Annotated in this window: 16 protein-coding genes; 7 read left to right on the top strand and 9 right to left on the bottom strand. The window is 70.7% G+C overall.

What is annotated here, in order from left to right; all coding sequences use genetic code 11:
• Positions 1–4: 4 nt before the first annotated feature.
• On the bottom strand, positions 5–589 hold the full coding sequence (locus tag ACIRPT_RS12710; RefSeq protein ID WP_403826045.1) for a hypothetical protein: 585 nt from the start codon (positions 587–589) through the stop codon (positions 5–7).
• A 160-nt stretch (positions 590–749) separates the two neighbouring features.
• On the opposite strand from ACIRPT_RS12710, the gene ACIRPT_RS12705 reads away from it, so the two are divergent.
• Both ACIRPT_RS12705 and ACIRPT_RS12700 read left to right on the top strand, forming a co-directional pair.
• Positions 750–1,322, top strand: a complete 573-nt coding sequence (locus ACIRPT_RS12705; RefSeq protein ID WP_403826042.1) for a PadR family transcriptional regulator — start codon at positions 750–752, stop codon at positions 1,320–1,322.
• Positions 1,323–1,370: 48 nt separating this feature from the next.
• Entirely contained in the window at positions 1,371–1,913 is a 543-nt protein-coding gene (locus ACIRPT_RS12700; protein ID WP_403499646.1) for an RNA 2'-phosphotransferase, read from the top strand.
• A gap of 38 nt (positions 1,914–1,951) precedes the next feature.
• Here ACIRPT_RS12700 and ACIRPT_RS12695 read toward each other — a convergent pair whose 3' ends face one another.
• Positions 1,952–2,515 (bottom strand): hypothetical protein, encoded by a 564-nt coding sequence (locus ACIRPT_RS12695; RefSeq protein WP_403826039.1) that lies wholly within the window; start codon positions 2,513–2,515, stop codon positions 1,952–1,954.
• Between the two features lie 65 nt (positions 2,516–2,580).
• Entirely contained in the window at positions 2,581–3,480 is a 900-nt protein-coding gene (htpX, locus tag ACIRPT_RS12690) for a zinc metalloprotease HtpX (protein ID WP_046927012.1), read from the bottom strand.
• A 239-nt stretch (positions 3,481–3,719) separates the two neighbouring features.
• Here htpX and ACIRPT_RS12685 point away from each other — a divergent pair, with 239 nt between their 5' ends.
• A complete protein-coding gene (locus ACIRPT_RS12685; RefSeq protein ID WP_403826035.1) occupies positions 3,720–4,628 on the top strand; it encodes an LLM class flavin-dependent oxidoreductase in 909 nt (302 codons plus the stop codon).
• Between the two features lie 72 nt (positions 4,629–4,700).
• Positions 4,701–5,588 (top strand): Cof-type HAD-IIB family hydrolase, encoded by an 888-nt coding sequence (locus tag ACIRPT_RS12680; protein ID WP_403827059.1) that lies wholly within the window; start codon positions 4,701–4,703, stop codon positions 5,586–5,588.
• Between the two features lie 62 nt (positions 5,589–5,650).
• Here ACIRPT_RS12680 and ACIRPT_RS12675 read toward each other — a convergent pair whose 3' ends face one another.
• The 5 genes from ACIRPT_RS12675 to ACIRPT_RS12655 all read right to left on the bottom strand — a co-directional run bounded on the left by ACIRPT_RS12675 (position 5,651) and on the right by ACIRPT_RS12655 (position 14,991).
• Positions 5,651–6,796, bottom strand: coding sequence for a M23 family metallopeptidase (locus tag ACIRPT_RS12675; RefSeq protein WP_403826032.1), 1,146 nt, complete (start codon positions 6,794–6,796; stop codon positions 5,651–5,653).
• 147 nt (positions 6,797–6,943) lie between these two features.
• Entirely contained in the window at positions 6,944–8,665 is a 1,722-nt protein-coding gene (locus ACIRPT_RS12670; protein ID WP_403500643.1) for a GAF domain-containing sensor histidine kinase, read from the bottom strand.
• A 134-nt stretch (positions 8,666–8,799) separates the two neighbouring features.
• Positions 8,800–12,420 (bottom strand): thiol reductant ABC exporter subunit CydD, encoded by a 3,621-nt coding sequence (gene cydD, locus ACIRPT_RS12665; protein WP_403826029.1) that lies wholly within the window; start codon positions 12,418–12,420, stop codon positions 8,800–8,802.
• Between the two features lie 12 nt (positions 12,421–12,432).
• A complete protein-coding gene (gene cydB / locus ACIRPT_RS12660; RefSeq protein WP_403826026.1) occupies positions 12,433–13,473 on the bottom strand; it encodes a cytochrome d ubiquinol oxidase subunit II in 1,041 nt (346 codons plus the stop codon).
• A gap of 9 nt (positions 13,474–13,482) precedes the next feature.
• The gene (locus ACIRPT_RS12655; RefSeq protein WP_403826024.1) at positions 13,483–14,991 is read right to left on the bottom strand and encodes a cytochrome ubiquinol oxidase subunit I; all 1,509 of its coding nucleotides are present in this window, start codon (positions 14,989–14,991) and stop codon (positions 13,483–13,485) included.
• Positions 14,992–15,238: 247 nt separating this feature from the next.
• Between ACIRPT_RS12655 and ACIRPT_RS12650 the strand changes: the two genes are divergently transcribed.
• Positions 15,239–15,607, top strand: coding sequence for a cyclophilin-like fold protein (locus ACIRPT_RS12650; protein WP_403826022.1), 369 nt, complete (start codon positions 15,239–15,241; stop codon positions 15,605–15,607).
• A 69-nt stretch (positions 15,608–15,676) separates the two neighbouring features.
• On the opposite strand, the gene hisC is transcribed toward ACIRPT_RS12650, so the two are convergent.
• Positions 15,677–16,756 (bottom strand): histidinol-phosphate transaminase, encoded by a 1,080-nt coding sequence (hisC, locus tag ACIRPT_RS12645; RefSeq protein ID WP_403826020.1) that lies wholly within the window; start codon positions 16,754–16,756, stop codon positions 15,677–15,679.
• A gap of 371 nt (positions 16,757–17,127) precedes the next feature.
• On the opposite strand from hisC, the gene ACIRPT_RS12640 reads away from it, so the two are divergent.
• Positions 17,128–18,228, top strand: coding sequence for a LacI family DNA-binding transcriptional regulator (locus ACIRPT_RS12640; protein WP_403499675.1), 1,101 nt, complete (start codon positions 17,128–17,130; stop codon positions 18,226–18,228).
• Between the two features lie 281 nt (positions 18,229–18,509).
• On the top strand, positions 18,510–19,619 hold the full coding sequence (locus tag ACIRPT_RS12635; protein ID WP_403826016.1) for a metallophosphoesterase: 1,110 nt from the start codon (positions 18,510–18,512) through the stop codon (positions 19,617–19,619).
• The last annotated feature ends 145 nt before the right edge of the window (positions 19,620–19,764 follow it).

Here is a 19,764-nt window from a genome sequence, read left to right as displayed (position 1 = left end):
GGCGTCATGCCTCCTGGAGACCGGGCTGCGCACCGGACTGCTCGCGCAGGAACCGTGCGCGGGCGCGGTCCGGGTACGAAGCGGTGAATCGGGCGGGAAGAACGAATCCGGCGATCTGGATGGGGAGAGAGACGAAGAGACCCAGGTGCTCGGCGGTGACGACCACCTGGGCCGCCGCGCCGAGGGTGAAGGACAGCGCCCAGGCCGCGGTGATCACCACGTTGATACGCCGGAACAGCGGGGTGTGCCAGACCTCCGGCGGCGCCATCCGACGCGCGATCGCCATCGTGAAGGGGCGGCGGACGGCGATGGACAGCCAGGATATGAGCGCGAGCCAGCCCATGGAGAGCGCGGCGCCGTAGAACTGGAGATCGCTGTGAGGCTGGACGAAGGCCAGAACCGTCAGGGCGGCGAAGAACACGATCGTGCCGTACTCCAGCAGCCGGGACTCCAGCGCGAAGCCCGCGGCGCGGTCGGCGACGAGCAACCCCATCGAGACCACCAGCGCCGCCAGCGCCCCCCACTGCCAGCCGAACGACGCCACCCCCGCGAACACCAGCCACGGAATGAAGCTCCGCAGATAACCCATGACCCCCCTCTTCCTCAGCGCTTCCCCGGCCCGCCGGGCCAGGCAATGCGCATGCGCTCCGACTCCGGCTCGTATCGCCGGAACCACATTCCAATCTCGACATGTCGAATGTAGAAGGTCCACCTTTGACATGTCAACAGTGGAAGGTAATGTGTGGGTCATGAGCCTCAGACATGCCGTGCTGGGCCTGCTGGCGGAAGCCCCCGCCAGCGGCTACGACCTGATGAAGACGTTCAACGCCTCGCTCGCGAACGTCTGGCCCGCCACACAGAGCCAGGTCTACGGAGAGCTGGCCAAGCTCACCACCGCGGGCATGGTCGAGGTCGCCGCCGAAGGCCCCCGCGGCCGCAAGGAATACGCGATCACCGACAACGGCATGAGCGAACTGCGGCACTGGCTCATCGAGGTCGAGCCCAGCGGCCCCCCGCGCTTCGACGGCCTGTTGCGGGTCTTCTTCCTCGGCGTGCTCACCCCGCTCGAGGCCCGCGCCTACCTCCTGTCACGGGCCGAGGCGGCGTCGCGTGCACATGGCGCCCTGAAGCACATCGACGAAGTGACCCCATGGGACGACGACATGATCTCGGTCTACGGACGGCTTGCGCTGGAATACGGCCTGCGCCAGACGGCGATGCAGGAGGAATGGGCCCGCTGGGCCGCTGAGGAAGTCGGGCGCGAGAAGGCCCGGCTGGCGAGCGAGCGCGCCAGGAAGGCGGCGGACGAGGGCGACGCCTAGACCAGGAATTCAGGTGCCTGCGGGCGTGCCGGGCGGCACCCTGGAGCCATGGACAGTCAGCGCACCGTGCGCATCTCCAAGTACCTGGCCAAGCATCTCCGGCATGAGCCGGAACGGATCGGCATCGCCCTCGACGCCCAGGGCTGGGTTCCGGTGCCCGAATTGATCGAGGCGGCCGCGCGGCACGGATTCCGGTTCACCCGGGCCGAGTTGGAGGCCGTGGTGGCCCAGAACGACAAGCGGCGCTACGCCATAGAGCGCGACCGCATCCGCGCCAACCAAGGTCATTCGATCCGCGTCGACCTCGACCTGCCGCCGGCCGAGCCACCCGCGTGTCTCTTCCACGGCACGGTGGCCCGCAGCGTCGCCGCCATCCGGGACGAGGGGCTGCGGCCGATGTCCCGGCACGCCGTCCATCTCTCGCCGGACCGCGAGACCGCGGTCCGGGTGGGCGCCCGCCGCGGCAAGGCCGTCGTGCTGACGGTCGACGCGGCCGCGATGCACCGGGCCGGCCATGTCTTCCAGGTCAGCGCCAACGGCGTCTGGCTCACCGCCCACGTGCCGCCGGAATTCCTGCGCTTCCCGGGCTGAGCGACCATCGCACTCCCCCGAAGGCCCCCGCCCCTGGCTCACAGCCCAGGCGCCCCCCACACCGGGAACCACCGCGCAAGATCCTTCTCGACCGTCAGATCGTCCCCGAGCAGCGCCCGCGTCTGCAGCTCCAGCGGGTTGTCCCGCTTCTCGCCACCGCCCGGCTGCGGGGCGAACGGATAGAACGTCCCGCGCTTGTAGAGGTAGACCAGCGCCAGCGGCCGGTCCCGCCCGTCGCGGAAGCCGATCAGCGAGCACAGCAGCTGCGGCCCGAAACCCGCCTCCTCCAGGGACGTGTTGACGGCATGCAGGTCATTGACCAGGCCCGCCACATCGTCCGGCGCATGCCGCGCCAGCAGCCACGTGTAGCCGTACGCGTCCTGAGTGAACTCCACCGAGCCACCCAGCAGCCCCTGCGCCTCCTCCTGGATCCGCGAGAACGCCCCGCCCTCGACGCTCGCGAAACACACCGACCCCAGGCCGGTGGGCTGAAAACCGGCCGCGGCCTGCAGCGTCACGGCGGCGGACGGCAGGGCAAAAAGCCGGTCGAGGTCGGGGCGCACCGGCTTGCTGCGGCCCAGAATGGCGTCCAGAAATCCCATGCGCGGCCTACTCTCCCTCGTTCATTGATGAATTCCCCCGCTGGTCGATTCCGGTACGGGACATCTCACGGCCGCCCCAGCTGCGCCGCGATCCGGCCGAGCTGATCCAGCCGCTGTTCCAGCGTCGGGTGCGAGGACAGCAGCCTGCTGAAGCTCTCCTTGTTGAACGCCGGGGCGAAGTAGAACGCATTGAACGGTTCCGCCTTGCGCAGGTCCTCCGTCGGGATCTTCGCCATCTGCCCGGTGACCTTGGTCAATGCGGAGGCCAGCGCCGACGGGCGGCCGGTCAGCATCGCGGCGGCGCGGTCCGCGGACAGCTCCCGATAGCGGGAGAGCAGCCGGGTCAGCAGGAAGCTGATGGCGTAGACGACGGCACTGACGGCGGTGACGATCAGTACGGCGATGGCCGCGTTCTGGTCGCGGTTGTTGCGCCCGACGCCGCTCCACAGGGCGGCCCGGGTGATGATTCCGGCCAGTACACCGAGGAACGACGCAATGGTCATCACGGCGACATCGCGGTGCGCGACATGCGAGAGCTCGTGCGCGAGCACGCCCTCCAGCTCCTCCGGCTCCAGTCGCCGCAGCAGCCCCGTCGTCGCGCACACCATCGAATTCTTCTGATTGCGGCCGGTCGCAAACGCATTCGGCACATCCGAATTCGCGATCGCGACCCGCGGCTTGGGCATATCGGCCAGCGCACACAGCCGGTCGACGGCACCGTGCAGCTCGGGTGCCTGCTCCGGTGTCACCTCGTGAGCGCCCATGCTGAACGCCGCGATCCGGTCACTGAACCAGAACTGCGCGACGAACAGACCCCCCGCAATGATCAACACCACCACCCAGGCACCCTTGAGCAGCACCACCAGCACGCCAACGACCACGACGTACAGCAGCCCGATGAAGAACATCGTCGTGACCATGCGCGAGGTCAGCCCGCGGTCGGGGGCGAATCGGGTCTGTGCCATGGCTCCTCCACAACGCACCACTCTTCGCGCAGCCCGGACGTTCCGCGCTGCCCTGCTCGCACGCCACGCCGCGCACACTGCGCCACTGTCCCGATTCTCCCTCTTCGCCGCTATATGCGGGTAAAGCGCGGGCCGATCTGTTTCACGTGAAACAAACGCCCGAGGCCCGCCGTGCCGGCGAACGGCCCCGTAACCGACGTCACCCCACGCTTCGTGGGCCTCCCCGTACGCTTTAGGGCATGAGCGCTTCCCTCCGCCTGAGCACCGTCATCCTTCCCGTCCGCCGCTGGCACGACGGCGGCCGCGAACAGTGGCAGCGGGCCGAAGAGCTCGGATTCCACACCGCATACACCTACGACCACCTGTCCTGGCGGTCCTTCCGCGACCAGGCGTGGTTCGGCGCCGTGCCCACGCTGACCGCCGCCGCGGCAGCCACCTCGCGGCTGCGCCTGGGCACGCTGGTGACCTCGCCCAACTTCCGGCACCCGGTCACCCTCGCCAAGGAACTGATCACCCTCGACGACATCTCCGGCGGCCGGATCACCCTCGGCATCGGCGCCGGCGGCAACGGCTTCGACGCGACCGCCCTCGGCCAGGAGTCCTGGTCACCCCGCGAGCGGGCGGACCGCTTCGGCGAGTTCGTGCCGCTGCTCGACCGGCTGCTCACCGAGGACGCGGTCTCCCACCAGGGCACCCATTACTCGGCCGAGGAAGCCCGCAACATTCCCGGCTGTGTGCAGCGGCCCCGGATCCCCTTCGCGGTCGCCGCCACCGGCCCGCGCGGGCTGCGGCTCGCCGCCCGCCACGGCCAGGCATGGGTGACGACCGGTGACCCCAAGATCGCCGCGACCGGCACACCCGAGGACTCGGTGGCCGCCCTCCAGGGCCAGCTGGAGAAGCTGGAGAAGGCGTGCTCGGACGTCGGCCGGGACATCGCGCAGCTGGACAAGATCTTTCTCACCGGCTTCACGCCGGACGGCAGCCGTCCGCTGGAGTCCCTCGACGCGTTCGTGGACTTCGCGGGCAAGCACCGCGCACTCGGCTTCACCGAGATCGTCATCCACGCGCCGATACCGGACTCCGTTTTCGCCGCGGATCAGAAGGTGTTCGAGCGGATCGCCACCGAGGCGGCCGCGCAGCTTGGCTGACCGGAGGGACGCTCGCCCCCAGGAGCTCGGATGCGCGCCCCAGCGCACGCCTGCGCGCCGCCGTACGCGAAGATGACCCCCGTGACTGATGCCTCCGCCACGCCGCTCGAGCCGGTCGTTCCCTCCCGGCCGACCCGGCTGATCGCCACCGACCTCGACGGCACGCTGCTGCACGACGACAAGACGGTCTCCGACCGGACGATCGCCGCGCTCGCCGCTGCCGAGGAGGCCGGCATCGAGGTCTTCTTCGTCACCGGACGCCCGGCCCGCTGGATGGACGTGGTCAGCGACCATGTGCACGGCCACGGCCTGGCGATCTGCGCGAACGGCGCGGCCGTCGTCGACCTGCACCGCGGCCGCCGCATCGTCGAGGTCAGCCCCCTGGAACCCACGGTCGCGCTGGATGTCGTCGCCGCGCTGCGCGGCGCCGCCCCCGGCACCGCCTTCGCGGTGGAGAGGACCGGCAGCTTCCACCACGAACCGGCCTACCCGCCGCTCCGCCTGGACCCGACCGCGAACGTCGCCCCGGCGGAAAAGCTCCTGGCCGAGGACTTCGCGGCATCCGTGGACCCGGAAGGGCGGGGCCAGCCCGTACTCAAGCTCCTCGCACACCACGCCGACCTGGACCCCGACGCCTTCCTCGCGCTGGCCCGTAAGGCCGCGGGCAATCTCGCGTCCTTCACCCGGTCCAGCCCCACCGCTCTCCTGGAGATCAGCGGTCCCGGTGTCAGCAAGGCCGGCACCCTGGCCCGCTGCTGCGCGGAGCGCGGCATCTCGCCCGCGGAAGTCGTCGCGTTCGGCGATATGCCCAACGACATAGAGATGCTCAGCTGGGCCGGCACGTCGTATGCGATGGCCAACGCCCACCCCGACGTGCTGGCCGCCACCACCCGCCGCACGGCGTCCAACAACGACGACGGCGTCGCTGTGGTCATCGAGCGGATCCTGAGCGCGCAGTAGCGCCTCACCCCGATACGGCAGCCCCGGTATCGCTCCACGGGCGACACCAGCTGGTCAGCGGCTCACAGCCTGACGCCGTGCTTTCGCAGCCACGGCACGGGGTCGATGCCCGACCCCAGGTAAGGCGTCCGCCGCACCTCGAAGTGCAGATGCGGCCCGGTGGAGTTGCCGGTGTCGCCCGACAGCGCGATCCGCTCCCCCGGGGTGACCCGCTGTCCGGGGCGCGCCAGCGTGGCCGACAGATGCGCATACTCCGTGTACAGGCCCTCGCCATGCCGCACGACCATGCTGATCCCGAGGCCATCGCCGCAGGTCACACTCTCGATACGGCCCTCACCCGCGGCTCGCACGGGAGTGCCGACCGGCACCGCGAAGTCCTGGCCCGTATGGCCCGCGGCCCAGTGCGAGCCCGCGCCGCCGAAGGGGGCGGACAGTACGTAGTGCTCCACGGGGCGCATCCAGGGTGCGCCCGGAGCGACCAGTGGGGCGACGGCCCGGACCGCGGAGGTCACCTCGCTCGGCAGGGTGCCGCAGTTCCCGCTGCGGGACGCCTGAGACGCCAGCTGCCGCAGCGCGACACGGGCCGAATCCAGACCTCGGTCGGCCCGCGCCCGCGCCTCCCTGAGCCGGTCGCGATCCGCCGCGAACGCGGCCGCACGGGCGGTCGCCGTCGCGCTGCCGCCCGCCAGCATGCGGCCCGCACGCTGCACGGTGCCCACCCGCGCCACCAGCGCCCGCTCCCGCCGCGCCGCCTCCTCGTACACGCTGACCAGCGGCTTCCGGCCGTCGAAGGCCGCCGTGCGCAAGGTGTAGGCGACGCGGCTGCCGGTGCGGTACTGCGCATCGGCGATCGCGCCGGCCCGGCGGTGCAACGCCTCGGCCATCCGCCGGGCCCGGTCCGCTTCCGTACGCAGCCGGTCGCTCTCCGCCCGCTGCTGCTGCACCGCGCGGCGCCGCGCCTCGTACGAGCGGCCCGCCTGGCTGGCCGCCTCGCCCAGCCGAATCACCGCCAGGCTGACCTCCGCCAGCCGCGGCCGGGCCGAGTGGCCGGTCTCGGCGCGCGGCTCACCGGGGCGGTCGCCGATGGCGCGCGGCTCACCGGGGCGGTCGCCGATGGCGTGCCGCCCCGGGGCCGCCGCCTTCGCGACCGGGATGTTCGGCGCGGCGACCCCCACGGCCGCCGACACCACCAGGACGAGCGCACACACTCCGCACGTCCCCGCCCGCTTTACCCCCCGCCCCTTCCAGCATGCCCATGAACGCATAGCCCGAGATTGACCCGAAATAAATGGAAAACTGCGCATCTCGGGCCTGCTTAGCCCTCCCAACGCCCCGAACGGGCGAGCGCCTCCCTCTCACAGCGGCGCCTCCCACGTCACTTTCGTACCGCTGCCCCCCTCACCCAGCCCCAGTCCGTACGTACTGGAGCCGCCGAGCGACTCCGCACGCTTGGCGAGATTCTTCAGGCCGCTGCGGCGACCGCCCTCCGGGATGCCGATGCCGTCGTCGGCGACCGTCAGACGGACCCCGTCGGACCCGTCCGGCAAGGTGACCGTCGAATCGACGACCACCTCGATCCGCGAGGCCTGCGCGTGCCGGAAGGCGTTGGAGAGCGCCTCGCGCAGCGCGGCGATCAGGTTCTTGCCGGTCAGCTCGCCGACCCGGGAGTCGACCGGCCCGACGAAGTTCGCCGAGGGCTGGAAGCCGAGCGGTACGGCGGCGGTGCCGATCTCGCGCAGTACCCGGGTGCGCAGCCCGGACGGCGCCTCGGCCGGGCCCTGCTGGAGCGCGAAGATCGCGGTCCGGATCTCCTGGATGGTCACATCCAGTTCGTCGATGGCCTTGCCGACGCCCCGCGTCACCTCCGGCACCTTGGCCTTGCGGTGCGCGCTCTCCAGCATCATCCCGGTCGCGAACAGCCGCTGGATGACCAGATCGTGCAGGTCACGGGCGATGCGGTCGCGGTCCTCGAAGACCGCCAGCCGCTCGCGGTCGCGCTGGGCGTCGGCAAGGACCAGCGCCAGCGCGGCCTGCGCCGCGAACTGGGTGGCCAGCGTCCGCTCGGCGGCCGTGTACTGACGGGCGCCGCGGTTGCGCGGGATCGCGAGCGTGCCCAGCACCCGGCCACCACTCTTGAGCGGCAGCATCATGCTCGGGCCGAAGCGCGGTGCGATGGCCGTCACCATGCGCGGATCGGTGGCCGAATCGTCCACGAACACCGGTTCCCCGGCGAGGAGTTGCTCCGCCACCGGGCTGTCCGGCGGGATCTGCGTGCCCATGATGCCGGTCGGGTCGTCCGCCGAGACCGCGACGATCTCCAGCCCGCCCTCGTCGTCGGGCAGCAGCACAATGCCGGCAGTCGACTCCGCCAGCCGCCGCGCCTGCTCGGCAACCACCGCGAGCGCATCGTCGACATCACTGCCCGCCAGGAGTTCGGTGGTCACCGCGACCGAGCCGTCGATCCAGCGCTCGCGCTGCCGGGTCGCCGCATGCAGCCGGGCGTTGCCGATGGCGATACCGGCCTCGGTGGCCAGCACCCGCACCATGTGCAGGTCCTCCTCGCTGAATTCCCCGCCGCCGCGCTTCTCGGTCAGATAGAGATTGCCGAAGATCTCTCCCTGGACGCGGATCGGCACCCCCAGGAACGTCCGCATCGGCGGGTGCTCCGGCGGAAAGCCGGCCGAGCGCGGGTCCTGCGTGAGATCGCCGAGACGCAGCGGCTTCGGATCGTGGATCAGCGCGCCGAGCAGGCCCTTGTGGCCGTCGGGCAGCGCACCGATCTGCCGGTGCTGCCGCGCGGTCACCCCGTGGGTGACGAAGTCCGACAGCCCCTCGCGGGTTTCGTCGATGATCCCGATCGCGGCATAGCGGGCGTCGGCGAGCTCGGCCGCGGTCTCCACGATCCGGTCGAGGGTGAGGTGCAGATCGAGCCCCGCGCCGACGGTGCGCATCGCCTCCAGCAGCTGCGGGATCCGGGCGGTCAGCTCGGACGACAGGCCCTGCAGACTGCGGGTGGCCTCGGTGGCCGCGGCCATGGGGTCGGCGGCGGGGGTCGCGTCCGGTGCCCCTGTGTCCATCGGGCCGGCGCCCTTCGGGCCGACGTCCATGGGGTCCGAGGATCCTTCCGTGGCTGCCATGCCACGAGCCTAATAAGGGCGCATTTCCGGGGAAAGTCCGGTTATGCGGCCGCCGACCTACCGGGGTATGGGCCCTATGCGAGGACGCCCGCCGGCGCAGGTCCCGCTCCGTACGCCGCGTCGACCGCCCGCTCGCGCTCCAGCATCCGCCGGAACGGGCCGTCGGCCGCGGCCAGCTCCGCATATCCGCCGTGCTGTACGGCCCGGCCCCGGTCCAGCACCAGCACCTCGTCGACCGCGTCGAGACCGGTGAGCCGATGGGTGATCAGAACGGTCGTACGGCCCTCGGTCGCGGCCAGCAGATCGGCGGTCAGCGCATCGGCGGTGGCCAGGTCGAGGTGCTCTGCGGGCTCGTCCAGTACGAGCACCGGGAAGTCCGCGAGCAGCGCGCGGGCCAGCGCGAGCCGTTGCCGCTGACCACCCGACAGCCTGGCGCCGTGCTCGCCGACCATGGTGTCCAGCCCGTCGGGCAGGCCCCGTACCCAGTCCGCCAGCCGCGCCCGCTCGAGCGCGTCCCACAGGTCCTGGTCGCCGGATTCCGCCGCGTCCGAGCCGCCCCGGCGGGCGAGCCGGAGGTTCTCCCGCAGCGAGCTGTCGAAGATGTGCGCATCCTGCGCACACAGCCCCACCAGCCGCCGGACCGCATCGCCGTCCATCGCCTGGGCATCCGTCCCGGCCAGCGTGTACGCCCCGGCCTCCCGGTCGAGGAAACGCAGCAGTACCTGCGCCAGCGTGGTCTTACCGGAGCCGGACGGGCCGACCACGGCCAGCCGCCGACCGGCCGTCAGCGTGAACCCGACGCCGTCCAGCGCGGGCTCAGCCTGTCCCGGGTGGCGCGCACTCAGATCCCGTACGGCCAGCGGGAACGGCGCCTCGGGGGCGGCCTCCGGCGCGGCCGGCTCCTGCACCGGCGCGGGGGCGTCCAGCACCTCGAAGACCCGCTCGGCGGCGCGCCGGGTGCGCTGGCGGTACTGCACGGCGAGCGGCAGCCCGGCCACCGCCTCGAATGCGGCGAGCGGCGTGAGCACGACCACGGCCAGCGCCACCCCGTGCAACCGGCCCGCATGCACGGCCTCGACACCGGCCACCGCCGCCGCGGCGACGGTCAGCCCGCACAGCAGCGCCGAGAGCCCGGCCCCGATACCGGCCGCGCTCGCGGAGCGGGAGGCGATCCGGGTCAGGTCGCGGTCCGCGCGGCGGGCCGCTTCCGTACGGGCCGTCAGGGCGCCGGCGACGGTCAACTCGGCCGTGCCGGTGAGCAGATCGACGACGTGGGTGGACAGCACGCCTCGGGCCGGGGCCAGCTGCCGCTCCGCCCGCCTGGCCAGCGCGCCCGAGAGCAGCGGCACACCGGCGCCCGCCAGCAGCAGACCGACGGCAAGGATCGCGCCGGCCTCCGGCAGCAGCCAGCCGGTGAACCCGACGGCACCCGCGCCGACCAGCACCGCCGCGCCGACGGGCAGCAGCCAGCGCAGGAAGTAGTCCTGCACCGCATCGACATCGGCGACCAGCCGGGAGAGCAGATCGCCGCGGCTGCGGTCCCGGAGACCGGCGGGCGCCAGCCGCTCCAGGCGCCGGAAGACGGCGACGCGTACGTCGGCGAGCATCCGGAACACCGCGTCGTGCGCAACCAGCCGCTCGGCGTAGCGGAAGACGGCCCGCCCGATGCCGAACGCCCGCGTCGCGGTGACCGCCACCATCAGATACAGCACCGGTGGCTGCTGCGCGGCCCGCGAGATCAGCCAGCCGGAGGTCGCCATCAGGCCGACCGCGCTGCCCAGCGCAAGGCTGCCGAGCAGCAGGGCGAGGGCGAAGCGCGCCCGGCGGGCGCGGGCCAGGCGGCGCAGGCGCGTCAGGGCGGACAGTCCGGTGGCCGGGGCGTCGGCGGCCGGGGCGGTGTCACCGTCGATCGTCGTGGGGAAGGGGGACGGGGACGGCGCGGGCGCGGTGGTGCCGGTTTCACGTGAAACCGAGGCCGCGCCCAAAACCGCGCCCGGCTCCGGCAGCCGCACCACCCGGTCCGCCACCGCCAACAGCGCCGGCCGGTGAACGACCAGCAGGACCGTGCGGCCGGCCGCCAGGCGGCGGACCGCGTCCACGATGGCCTCCTCGGTCTCGCCGTCGAGGTTCGCGGTCGGCTCGTCCATCAGCAGGATCGGGCGGTCGGCGAGGAAGGCGCGGGCGAGCGCGATGCGCTGGCGCTGGCCCGCGGAGAGTCCGGCGCCCCGTTCGCCGAGGCGGCTGGCCGCGCCCTGCGGGAGCGCGTCGACGAAGTCCAGCGCCCCGGCGTCGCGCAGTGCGGCCCGTACCGCCGCGTCGTCCGCGTCCGGGCGCGCCAGCCGTACGTTCTCGGCGACGGTGCCGGCGAAGAGGTGCGGGTGCTGCGGGACCCAGGCGACCCGACGCCGCCAGCTGTCGGGGGCGAGGGAGGCGATGTCCTGGCCGTCGGCCAGGGCACGGCCCTCGGCCAGTTCGGTGAAGCCGAGCAGCACGCTCAGCAGCGTGGACTTGCCCGCACCCGAGGGGCCGACCAGGGCGACGGTCTCGCCGGGCCGCACCTCGAACGAGGTCGCGGGGAGCGAGTCGGCGGTGCGCCCGGGGTGGCGGACGACCAGATTCTCGACGGTCAGCCCGGTGCCTTCGGGCGCGGGGGCGGTGCCGGACGCGGGCAGCGGGGTCTCCAGCACCGCGAAGATCTCCTCCGCGGCCGACAGCCCCTCGGCCGCGGCGTGGTACTGCGCGCCCACCTGCCGCAGCGGCAGATAGGCCTCGGGCGCCAGGACCAGCACCATCAGCCCGGTGTAGAGATCGAGTTCGCCATGGACCAGGCGCATGCCGATACCGACCGCAACCAGCGCAACGGAGATGGTGGCGAGAAGTTCGAGGGCGAAGGAAGAGAGAAAGGCGATCCGCAGGGTGCGCAGAGTGGCGCGGCGGTATGCGCCGGTGATGTCGCGGATCGAGGCGGCCTGGGCCTTGGCCCGGCCGAAGACCTTGAGCGTGGGCAGCCCCTCGACGACATCGAGGAAGTGGCCGGAAAGCCGGGCGAGCAGCCGCCACTGGCGGTCCATCCGGGACTGGGTGGCCCAGCCGATGAGGACCATGAACAGCGGGATCAGCGGGAGGGTGAGGACGATCGTGAGCGCGGAGATCCAGTCGCCCAGGACGATCCGGGCTAGCACGGCGACGGGGACGACGACCGCCAGGCCCAGCTGCGGCAGATAGCGGGCGAAGTAATCGTCGAGGGCATCGATACCGCGGGTGGCGAGGGTAGCTAGCTCGCCGGTACGCATCTGAAGCGTGCCGGCGTCGGCCGCGTCCGCTCCGTCCGCGCCCGGGGCCTGTCCGCCGGCGTCCGTACGGCGGATCGTGGCGTCGGGCCCCAGCCGTGCCGCCCGTTCGATCAGCCGCATCCGCAGCTCGGACTTGACCGCGGCGCTCGCGCGGTGGGCGGCCAGTTCCGTGAGCCAGGAGACCAGCCCGCGGCCGACCGAGACCGCGGCGAGCAGTGCGATCGGTGTGGTCAGAAGGCCGAGATCGAGGTGGTGCTGGAAGGCACCGACCACGATCTCGGCGATCAGCATGGCCTGTCCGACGACCAGCCCCGCTCCGGCAAGCCCGAGGACCACCACCGCGACGAGGAAGTGGCGGGTGGCGCGGGCGTATCGGAGCAGGCGCGGGTCGATCGGTTTCACGTGAAACCTCCGTCAGCTGGTCGGCGTAGGAGTAGGCGTGTCGGCGGTGGGGACATGGGCGTCGGCGATGTGCTGGGTGCCGATCCGCTTGCGGAAGACCCAGTACGTCCACGCCTGGTAGAGCATCACGATGGGTGCGGCGATCGCGGCACACCAGGTCATGATCTTCAGGGTGTAGGGGCTGGACGAGGCGTTGGTGACCGTGAGGCTCCAGCTCTCGTTCAGCGTCGACGGCATGACGTTGGGGAACAGCGTAAGGAACAGCATCGCGACCGCGGCCGCGATGGTGATACCGGAGAACGCGAACGCCCATCCCTCGCGGCCGAGCCGGTTGGCCCCGAGCGCCGCTACCAGCGCGACCATCGCGACGATCATGGCGATCAGGCTGGTGCCGTCCCCCTTGCTGACCTGGGTCCAGGCCAGGAAGGCGGCCGCGACCACGGCCGCGAGCAGTCCGAGGACACTCGCCATCCTGCGCGCCCGCTCCCGGATGTCGCCCACGGTCTTGAGCGAGGCGAAGACCGCGCCGTGGAAGGTGAACAGCGTCAGGGTGACCAGTCCGCCAAGGATCGCGTACGGGTTCAGCAGGTCGAGGACGGTGCCCACGTACTCCTTGTGGGCGTCGATCTTCACTCCGCCCACGATGTTGCCGAACGCGATGCCCCACAGGACGGCGGGCAGCAGCGAGGTCCAGAAAATCGCCGTCTCCCAGTTGCGCTGCCACTTCTCCTCGGGCCGCTTGGCGCGGTACTCGAAGGCGACGCCGCGCACGATCAGGCAGACGAGGATCAGCAGCAGCGGCAGGTAGAAACCGGAGAAGAGGGTGGCGTACCACTCCGGGAAGGCGGCGAAGGTCGCGCCGCCCGCGCTGAGCAGCCAGACCTCGTTGCCGTCCCAGACCGGGCCGATGGTGTTGATCAGTACGCGCTTCTCGCTCCGGTCACGGGCGAGGAGCTTGGTGAGTACGCCGATTCCGAAGTCGAATCCTTCGAGGAAGAAGTACCCGGTCCACAGGAAGGCGATGAGGACGAACCAGATGTCGTGAAGTTGCACAGCCGCCTCCTAGTACGAGAAGGCCATCGGCCGGTCGGCGTCCGCAGGGTCGCCGCCGATCTTGGTGGGCGGGTTGAGGTCGGAGTCGGTGAGTTCCTGGGGGCCGGCCTTGATGTACTTCACCAGCAGCTTGACCTCGACCACGGCGAGGATGGCGTAGAGCGTGGTGAAGACGATCAGCGAGGTGAGCACCTCGCCCTGCGAGACGCCCGGGGAGACCGCGTCCGAGGTGCGCAGCACGCCGTAGACGACCCAGGGCTGGCGGCCCATCTCGGTGAAGATCCAGCCCCAGGAGTTCGCGATCAGCGGGAAGCCGAGGGTGACGAACGCGAGCGACCAGTACCACTTGCTCAGCCGGGCGCCGAGCACCTTGTTCTTGGTGAGCGCGAGATGCGGTGGCTCCTCGTCCCCCGTACGCAGACCCGGCGACAGCCAGAACTTCTTCCGGGTGAGCCAGAGCCCGGCCAGGCCGATGGCGAAAGACGACATGCCGAAGCCGATCATCCAGCGGAAGCCCCAGTAGGCGACCGGGATGTTGGGCCGGTAGTCGCCGGGCCCGAACTTCTGCTGCTCGGCCTTGTTGACGTCATTGATACCGGGGACCGGCGAGGTGAAGTCGTTGTGGGCGAGGAAGGAGAGCAGGCCGGGGACCTCGATGGCGACCGTGTTGTGGCCCTTCTCGACATCGCCGTAGGCGAAGACGGAGAACGGCGCCGGCTCTTCCTTGTCCCACAGCGCCTCGGCGGCGGCCATCTTCATCGGCTGCTGCTTGAACATCACCTTGCCGAGCTCGTCACCGCTGATGGCGGTGAGCAGGCCGGAGATGACCAGGGTGACCAGGCCGAGCCGCAGCGACGTACGCATCACCTTGATGTGCTTCTTGCGCATCAGGTGGTACGCGGAGATGCCGACCATGAAGGCGGCGCCGGTCAGGAACGCGGCGGTCAGGGTGTGGAAGGCGACGACCAGGGTGGTGTCCTGGGTGAGCACCTTCAGGAAGTCGGTGAGCTCGGCGCGGCCGGTGTGGGGGTTGTACTTGTAGCCGACCGGGTGCTGCATCCAGGAGTTGGCGGCGAGGATGAAGTACGCGGACAGAATCGTGCCGATCGAGACCATCCACATGCAGAAGCAGTGGATCTTCTTGGGCAGCTTGTCCCAGCCGAAGATCCACAGTCCGATGAAGGTGGACTCGAAGAAGAACGCTATGAGCGCCTCGAAGGCGAGCGGGGCACCGAAGATGTCACCGACGAACCGCGAGTAGTCGGACCAGTTCATGCCGAACTGGAACTCCTGGACGATGCCGGTGACGACACCCATCGCGATGTTGATCAGAAACAGCTTGCCCCAGAACTTGGTGGCCTTGAGGTACTTCTGCTTCGCCGTTCGCACCCATGCGGTCTCCAGTCCGGCCACCAGAGCGGCAAGGGAGATCGTCAGAGGGACGAACAGGAAGTGGTACACGGTCGTGATGCCGAATTGCCATCGCGCCAGAGTCTCTGGCGCCAACGCCAGCTCCACGTCGCTTCCTCCTTACTTCGCCGATGCACTACGGAAAGGTCCCGTTGCGTCCCTTGCCAGACACAGACCGTGCGTGCGCTTGTGAACGCGTTCACATTCACAAGCATTATTACTCATGGGCCTGCAACCTTCGATAAGGGGGGTACGTGACCGCCGTCACGCGCAAATCCATGGCGCATGAATCCTTATGCCAGGCTTATCGCGCACCCCTTCCCCTGACCTTCAACATATTGTTGAATTCGTCGCCATGAAGATCCGAATCTCCTGGCCCGCAGGACACGTCACCGCCATCCTCGACGAGACCCCGACCGCCGCGGCGCTGCTCGCGGCCCTGCCGATAGACGGCACCGCCCACACCTGGGGCGAAGAGGTCTACTTCGACACCGGGCTCACGCCCGCACTCGAGGCCGACGCCCGCCAGGTCGTCGAGCCCGGCACGGTCGCCTTCTGGACCGAGGGCAACGCCCTCGCGCTGCCATACGGACCCACGCCGATCTCCCGGGGTGAGGAGTGCCGCCTCGCCTCCCCCTGCAATGTGCTGGGCCGGATCGACGGCGACCCCCGCGCGCTGGCCACCGTCCGCGGCGGCGACACGATCCACGTACACAAAGCCTGAGGCCGCGGGTCAACCGACCCACGGCCTCAATGCAACGCCCTGCAGCGCCTTGCAACACCCCGCAGTGGGTTACAGCGCCTTGCGGAACTCCTCCGCTGCCTGCAGGAACAGATCCATCGCGGCACTCTCACCGATGGTCACCCGCACGCCCTCACCCGGGAACGGCCGCACGACCACCCCGGCGCGCTCACATGCCGCCGCGAAGTCGACGGTACGGTCCCCCAGCCGCAGCCAGACGAAGTTGGCGTGCGACTCGGGGACCGTCCAGCCCTGCCCGGCCAGGCCTTCGACCACCCGGGCCCGCTCGGTCACCAGCGCACCGACCCGCTCCAGCAGCGCCGCCTCGCTGCGCAGCGACGCCACCGCCGCCTCCTGCGCCAGCTGGCTCACCCCGAACGGCACCGCCGTCTTGCGCAGCGCCGCGGCCACCGGCTCGTGCGCCACCGCGAACCCGACCCGCAGCCCCGCCAGGCCGTACGCCTTCGAGAAGGTCCGCAGCACGCAGACATTCGGCCGGTCGCGGTAGAGCTCGATGCCGTCCGGCACCTGCTCGTCCCGGATGAATTCGCGGTACGCCTCGTCCAGCACCACCAGGACATCGCTCGGCACCCGGTCCAGGAACGACTCCAGCTCGGCGCGGCGTACAACAGTGCCGGTGGGGTTGTTGGGGTTGCAGACGAAGATCAGCCGAGTACGGTCGGTGACCGCGGCGAGCATCGCGTCCAGGTCATGCACCTCGCCAGAAGTCAGCGGCACCTGCACGGGAGTGGCACCGGAGACCTGGGTGACGATCGGGTACGCCTCGAACGACCGCCAGGCGTAGATCACTTCATCGCCGGGCCCGGCCGTAGACTGCACCAGCTGCTGGGCCACGCCCACCGAGCCGGTACCGGTCGCCAGGTGCGTGAGCGGCACCGAGAACCGCTCGGACAGCTCCGCCACCAGGCCCGTGCAGGCCAGGTCGGGGTAACGGTTGAAGGACCCGGCGGCGGTCACCGCGCTCTCCAGAACGCCCGGCAGCGGCGGGTAGGGATTCTCGTTGGAGGACAGCTTGTAGGCGGCGGGACCGTCGGCCGCCGCGGGCCGGCCCGGCTTATAGGTGGGGATGCCGTCCAGCGCAGCACGCAGCTTCGGGGTCTTCTCGCTCACCGCAGGTCCTCCTCGACCGTCCCACTCGACTCCAATACTGCACACCTTATGAGGATTGCCCCGTCCGGCGGCAGTCCCTGATCGATCAGGGCGACCCGCGCACAGGCTCTGCGGAGCGCTCCCCGTTCCGTTACGCGCCGGTGGCTTGCGCCGTGGCGCGCATCCCCCGTGAAGGTGACTTGAGACCTCTTCGAGACCTGGACCGACCGATAGGCAAGGGCGGCCAGAATCGCCCCGTATGATCACCTCAAGCGTCAACTGCCTTTGTTTCAAAGGATATTGATGGTCCATCACCATGCAGAAACGTACCTTTTAACAAGCCTCGGCGGGGCCCCGCGAATGGCCCTGCCGAGCCCTACTATCGGCTCGCCATGACAGCAGCAGGGAAGCACCAGGTGAGCCGGTCGACCGGCCGCCGGCTGGGACGGGCGGGCATCCGAGACGTGGCCGCCGCAGCCGGTGTGTCCATCACGACTGTCTCCGACGCGCTCAACGGCAAGGGCCGGCTCCCGGATGCCACCCGTAGCCACGTCCGCGAGGTGGCCGATCGGCTGGGCTACCGCCCGTCCGCCGCCGCCCGCACCCTCCGTACCGGCAAGTCAGGGCTCCTCGGCCTGACCGTGACCACGTACGGGGATGAACCTTTCACCTTCACCGAATTCGCGTACTTCGCCGAGATGGCCAGAGCCGCCACCTCCGCGGCGCTGGCCCGCGGCTATGCGCTGGTCATTCTGCCGGCGACGTCCCGCCACGACGTGTGGTCCAACGTCGCGCTCGACGGCACCGTAGTCATCGACCCCGCCGACGGCGACCCCGTCGTCACCGAACTCGTTCGGCACGGCATCCCCGTCGTCTCCGACGGCCGCCCCGGCGGCGCGCTGCCCGTCACCGGCTGGGTCGACAACGACCACGAAGCCGCCGTCCTCGGCCTGCTCGACCACCTCGCCGACGCCGGCGCCCGCCGCATCGGCCTGCTCACGGGCAACACCACCGACACCTATACCCGGCTGTCGACCACCGCCTATCTGAGCTGGTGCGAGCGGGTCGGCCAGGACCCGGTGTACGAGTCCTACCCGGCGCACGACCCCTGCGCGGGCGCCGTCGCCGCCGACCGGCTGCTGGCCCGCTCGGACCGGCCCGACGCCGTCTACGGACTCTTCGATCCCAATGGCACGGACCTGCTCGCCGCAGCCCGGCGCTACGGCCTGCGCGTCCCCGAGGATCTGCTGCTGGTCTGCTGCAGCGAGTCCACCGTGTACGCCACCACCGAGCCGCCCATCACCACCCTCTCCCTCAAGCCCCGCCGCATCGGCACCGCCGTGGTCCAGATCCTCATCGACGCCATCGAAGGCCTCGACAACGGCCGGCCCATCGAACAGGTGATACCGACCGACCTGATCGTGCGGACCTCGTCCCAGCGACGCTCATCCCGCACGGCCGTGAGCCCGCCGCGGGGACCGGCCGGCGCCTGAGTGCGTGCCGTCACACGACGAATCACGCGTAACATCGCCGCCCACACGCCTCGTTCGGTCAGGAAAAAACAGGGCGATCCCGGGAGAAATCAGCCGCGAACGCCGGGCTCCTGCCGATTGACCACCCCCGGGTGCGTCACAACCCGCGAGCGGCATTCCTATGATGGGCGCACGACACCGCGGACCGCCGTCGACCAGGCAAGGTCCGAGAGGTGCACGGCGGCGCGACGGTGGAGGGGTCAATGACTCAGGGGGCCAGTCAGGGACCCATGGTGTGGACCATGGCGGGACAATCGGCGTCTCCTGTGCCGCCCGGACCGCACTCCGGTGCGGCCGCGGCGCCGCCGCCCATGCCGCCGGCCGGACCGCCGGCCCATCTGCCCGCCGGCCCCCCGGCCGCACCGCCTTTGGTGCCGACCCCCGCCGCGCCGGTCGAGCTGCCCGAGGAGTACACCCCGACCGCGCGCGACCTCCCGGTCATCGGCGCGGCCCGTACGGACACCCTCATCGACCGCCCGGCTGCCGGCCTCGTGCCGTCGGCCGAGCCCGCCGTCGACCAGGACGCGCCCGAAGGCATGGGCCCGCTGTATGTCGTCGGCGACGTCCACGGCTATTACGACGAGCTGCGCGAGGCGCTCGCCGCCGAAGGGCTGATCGACGCCGACGGCAACTGGGCCGCCGGCAACGCCCGTCTCTGGTTCCTGGGCGACTTCACCGACCGCGGCCCGGACGGCATCGGCGTCATCGACCTGGTCATGCAGCTCTCCGCCGAGGCCGCGGCGGCCGGCGGCTACTGCAAGGCCCTGATGGGCAACCACGAGCTTCTGCTGCTGGGCGCCAAGCGGTTCGGCGACACCCCCATCCAGTCCGGCGCCGGCACGGCCTCCTTCCAGGCCGCCTGGCTCCTCAACGGCGGCCAGAAGTCCGACATGGAACGCCTGCAGGACCACCACCTGCAGTGGATGGCCCGCCTGGACGCCGTGATGGAGGAGGACGGGCATCTGCTCGTGCACTCCGACACCACCGCCTACCTCGAATACGGCGACTCCATCGAGGCCGTCAACGACACCGTCCACGACGTGCTGACCCGCAGCGACGCCGGCGAAGTCTGGGACCTGTTCCGAAAGTTCACCAAGCGCTTCGCCTTCCGCGACGAGTCCGGATCCCAGGCCGTACGCGAGCTTCTGGACGCCTACGGCGGCGAGCGCGTGGTGCACGGCCACAGCCCGATTCCCTACCTCCTCGGCGAGGTCGGCACCGAGGACGGCGACAACGACGGCATCGCCGTCGACGGTCCGCATGTCTACGCCGACGGACTGGCCATCGCGATGGACGGCGGCGTCACCATGGCCGGAAAGCTGCTGGTGGTTCAGCTCCCCCTGAATGGCTGAGCGTTCTCCGGGCAGATGCCTGCCCGGGCCGGTGGGTGGGCGGCGGGCCTTTGGTTGGGGCGGGATCCGGTCGCGGCATTACTCAAATTCCGCAAACTCACTGTCACCCCGTGCCGGAGGCGCTCTACCATCGGGCTATCCGTAG

The organism is Streptomyces sp. NPDC101227, assembly GCF_044767545.1.
Classification (GTDB): Bacteria; Actinomycetota; Actinomycetes; order Streptomycetales; family Streptomycetaceae; genus Streptomyces.
Note: the sequence above shows the minus strand (reverse complement) of the source record. Positions and strands in the feature narration are given on the sequence as shown.

Coding starts and splice junctions, on each gene's coding strand:
- ACIRPT_RS12650 (WP_403826022.1), top strand. CDS start 15,239: ATGAAGATCCGAATCTCCTGGCCCGCAGGACACGTCACCGCCATCCTC.
- ACIRPT_RS12710 (WP_403826045.1), bottom strand. CDS start 589: ATGGGTTATCTGCGGAGCTTCATTCCGTGGCTGGTGTTCGCGGGGGTG.
- ACIRPT_RS12635 (WP_403826016.1), top strand. CDS start 18,510: ATGGCGGGACAATCGGCGTCTCCTGTGCCGCCCGGACCGCACTCCGGT.
- htpX (WP_046927012.1), bottom strand. CDS start 3,480: ATGGCACAGACCCGATTCGCCCCCGACCGCGGGCTGACCTCGCGCATG.
- ACIRPT_RS12705 (WP_403826042.1), top strand. CDS start 750: ATGAGCCTCAGACATGCCGTGCTGGGCCTGCTGGCGGAAGCCCCCGCC.
- ACIRPT_RS12640 (WP_403499675.1), top strand. CDS start 17,128: ATGACAGCAGCAGGGAAGCACCAGGTGAGCCGGTCGACCGGCCGCCGG.
- ACIRPT_RS12670 (WP_403500643.1), bottom strand. CDS start 8,665: ATGGACACAGGGGCACCGGACGCGACCCCCGCCGCCGACCCCATGGCC.
- ACIRPT_RS12680 (WP_403827059.1), top strand. CDS start 4,701: ATGACCCCCGTGACTGATGCCTCCGCCACGCCGCTCGAGCCGGTCGTT.
- ACIRPT_RS12695 (WP_403826039.1), bottom strand. CDS start 2,515: ATGGGATTTCTGGACGCCATTCTGGGCCGCAGCAAGCCGGTGCGCCCC.
- ACIRPT_RS12700 (WP_403499646.1), top strand. CDS start 1,371: ATGGACAGTCAGCGCACCGTGCGCATCTCCAAGTACCTGGCCAAGCAT.
- ACIRPT_RS12685 (WP_403826035.1), top strand. CDS start 3,720: ATGAGCGCTTCCCTCCGCCTGAGCACCGTCATCCTTCCCGTCCGCCGC.